General features: G+C 64.1%; 3 protein-coding genes. 1 reads left to right on the plus strand and 2 read right to left on the minus strand.

The genetic code is table 11. From position 1 onward, the window contains the following. Nucleotides 1–724: purine-cytosine permease family protein (locus BLX41_RS35785; protein WP_473241684.1), on the plus strand; the 724-nt coding region annotated here is incomplete at its 5' end. A 26-nt stretch (nucleotides 725–750) separates the two neighbouring features. Here the strand turns inward: BLX41_RS35785 and BLX41_RS19645 are convergent. Together BLX41_RS19645 and BLX41_RS19655 are read right to left on the minus strand one after the other, a co-directional pair. After that, complete coding sequence (locus tag BLX41_RS19645) at nucleotides 751–2,361, minus strand: inorganic phosphate transporter (RefSeq protein ID WP_123726226.1); 1,611 nt, start codon at nucleotides 2,359–2,361, stop codon at nucleotides 751–753. A gap of 241 nt (nucleotides 2,362–2,602) precedes the next feature. After that, the coding region (locus BLX41_RS19655) for a transporter (protein WP_123726254.1) at nucleotides 2,603–3,591 on the minus strand (989 nt) is incomplete at its 5' end.

The following is a 3,591-nucleotide window of genomic DNA, read 5'->3' on the forward strand; positions in this document are numbered from 1 at the left end:
TAGCACGGGCTGGTGGGACTGCTTCGTGGCCTACATGGGGGTGTGGATCCTGATGCTGTTCACCTTCGACTACGCACGTTTCGGCAAGCCGGCAGACGCCGCTTATCACGGTCGCTGGAACTTCGGCATGCCGTTCTACGCGGTGACGTTCTTGCTCAACGGTGCGGCAGGGATCTATCTGGTGAGCAGCATTCCCCATGAAGGCGCGCTCAATGAAGTCTCGGTGGTGATGGCGATCTTGCAGTTGATGGGGCTCTGGGGGCTGTTGTTCGTCTGGGCCACGCAAACCCGGATCAACACCGCCAACTACTACCTGGCGACCTTGAACATGCAGGCGTTCTTCGGTCGTTTCGGTCTGCGCGGCTCCTACCTGATGTGGGCGGTGGCGGTGGGGATCATCGTCTACGGCCTGATGCTGGCGGATGTGTTCGCCTACCTGCTCAAGGCCCTGGCCTATCAGGGGATCTTTGTCGTGGCCTGGGTCGGCGTGGCCCTGGCGCAGATTCTGCTGGGGCGTACGGACGTGGCAGCGATTGATCGCGTGGCGGCTTTCAACCCGGTGGGGCTGACTGCCTGGTTCGGCGGCACGGCCCTGGGGCTGATGCTGATGTGGGCGGGGGGCGGTCTGGCCAGTTTCTCGGCGCCGCTGACCGGGGTCCTGGCGTTTGCCTTGCAGGCCGGGCTGGCCAGTCGCTTGCGGGGCCGCTTGCCCGCCGTCGGCTGACAGGGCGGCGGGCAAGCGGGCGCTGATCAGAACAGTTGGGTGAACAGCCAGTACAGGCTGCCCGACAGCAGGATCGCCGCCGGCAAGGTCAGGACCCAGGCCATGGCCAGGTTGCGGATGGTGCGCATCTGCAACCCGCCGCCATTGGCTACCATGGTCCCGGCCACACCCGAAGACAGGACGTGAGTGGTGGATACCGGCAGGCCGAACATGTCCGCCGCGCCGATGGTCAGCATGGCCACGGTTTCCGCCGAGGCGCCCTGGGCATAGGTCAGGTGGGTCTTGCCGATCTTCTCGCCGACGGTCACCACGATGCGCTTCCAGCCCACCATGGTGCCCAGGCCGAGGGCGATGGCCACCGCGATCTTCACCCACAACGGGATAAAGCGCGTGGCGTTGTCGATCTGCTGCTTGAACAATTGCAGCTTGTCCCGGGTGTCCTGGTCGAAATGGCCCACCTGGTTCTTGTCCATCAGGCGGATGGTTTCGCTGGTCAGGTACATGTCGTTGCGCACGTTGCCCATGGCTTCGGCGGGAACCTTGGCCAGCGAGCCGTAGCCCTTGACCTCGGCACCGATGGCACCGGTCAGGGCGGCCAGCGCCGGGATCAGTTCAGGCGTCGCCTCCTTGCTGCGCATGTATTCCGAGAGCACCGCACGAGGATCGGCGGGCGCCGCTTGCGGGGCGCTCTTCACCAGGGCTTGCTGGGTGACTTCGGCCACTGCGGCGAACTGCAGCGACTGGTCGGCAGGCATGGTGCGGTTCAGGGCATAGGCCATGGGCAAGGTGCCCACCAGAATCAGCATGATCAGGCCCATGCCTTTCTGGCCGTCGTTGGAACCGTGGGCGAAGGACACCCCGGTGCAGGTCAGGATCAGCAGGCCGCGAATCCACCACGGCGGTGGTGCGTCACCCTTGGGCGCCTTGTACAGCGCGCGGTTCTTGACGAACAGGCGCAGGGCCAACAGCAGCAGGGCAGCAAACACGAAGCCGATCAATGGCGAGAACAACAGGGCGTAGCCGACCTTGCTCGCCTGGCTCCAGTCCACGCCGCTGGTGCCGTCGCGGCCGTGCATCAGCGCGTTGGCCACACCGACGCCGATGATCGATCCGATCAAGGTGTGAGACGAGGAGGCCGGCAACCCCAGCCACCAGGTGCCCAGGTTCCACAGAATGGCGGCGATCAACAGGGCGAAGATCATGGCGAAGCCGGCCGAGGAGCCCACCTGCAGAATCAGTTCCACCGGCAGCAGGGCGATGATGCCGAAGGCCACCGCGCCGCTGGACAGCAGCACGCCGAGGAAGTTGAACAGGCCGGACCAGACCACCGCGAATTGTGGCGGCAGCGAGTGGGTGTAGATCACTGTGGCCACGGCGTTGGCGGTGTCGTGGAAGCCGTTGACGAACTCGAAGCCCAGGGCAATCAGCAGCGCTACGCCCAGCAACAGGAAGGGCGTCCAGGTGGTGACCGTGGTGCCCAGTTCGTGCATGTCATGCACCAGGCTGTAGGCGGTGAACAGCAAGCCCATGGCTAGCACCGCGAAAAACACCACGAGGGTGAAGGGGCCGGGTTTTTTATCCAGTTGCGGTTTGACGTCGAGGCTGGGGGAAGCGGCAGTCAGGGAAGGGGTGGCCATTACTGGACAATCCTGTTGCTGGAAGGAATGGCGTCCATGATCGTTGCCAAATGTTACAGGTAGACTGCCTCAGGTCATGGTTTACGCGATTGAGCCGTTCCGTTGATCAGATCGATCACGCACGACCATCCCTCCATCCCGCTCATCCCGTAGGAGCCGGCTTGCCGGCGAAGAGGCCCTCAAGCCAAGCACCTGCCTTGGCGGACGCCTTCGCCGGCAAGCCGGCTCCTACAAGGTGGGGTCAGTAGTCCTGGCGCTTGCGGAAGGCCCAGCGCCCGGCGATCACGGTGAAGGTGGCCACCAGCGCCACCAGAATCCAGAAACCTTCGGGGTCGCCGGAGAAGGGAATGCCACCCACGTTCATGCCGAAGAAGCCGGCGATGATGTTGATCGGCAGGGCCAGGACCGTGACCACGGTCAGGGTGAACAGGGTGCGGTTGGTCTGTTCATTGAGGTTGGCGGCGATCTCTTCCTGCAGCAGTTTGATCCGTTCGCCGAGGGCGGTGAGGTCGTTGATGATCAGGGCGAACTCTTCGGTGGACTTGCGCAGTTCCTTGACGTCTTCCTTCTGCAACCACTGCGGCGGCCGATTGAGCAGGCGCAGCAGGGAGCCCGGCTCCAGGGCCAGCAGGCGTTGCAGGCGCACCAGTACCCGGCGCATGGCCCCCAGTTCGGCACGGTTGCTGGAGACCCGGGACGCCAGCAACTGGTCTTCGATCTGGTCGACGCTGAGGCTGGTCTTGCGCACGATCTGGGTCAGCACTTCGCCCTGGTCGCGCAGCAGGTGCACCAGCAGTTCCAGGGGCGAGCGAAAGCGTTCGCCGGCCTTGACCGAGGAGCGCAGCTTGTCCACCGAGTGCAGGGGCTGCAGGCGGGCGCTGATGATCAGGTTGCTGCGCACGCAGACCCACAGGGTGGAGATGTCCGAGGACACCATGCTGCTGAAGTTGAACACCACATCGTTGACCACCGCCAGCAGGGCCGAGTCCACGTGTTCGATACGGGTCGAGCGCGAGCCTTCGTGGAGGGCTTCGAAGAACTCCTCGGGCAATTGCAGGTGGGTCTTCATCCAGCGCTCGCAGGCGGCGTGGGCCAGGTTCAGGTGCAACCAGAGGAATTCGTCGCTGCTGCGTGGCTGTTGCAGGGCTTGCAGGGCCTTGGCTGAGTCCAGTTCATGACCCCGTTCGCCGGGCCGAAAGCTGAAACCGTAGAGCAGGCCAAACAGATCGG

This window comes from Pseudomonas protegens (genome assembly GCF_003732485.1).
GTDB lineage: Bacteria > Pseudomonadota > Gammaproteobacteria > Pseudomonadales > Pseudomonadaceae > Aquipseudomonas > Aquipseudomonas protegens_B.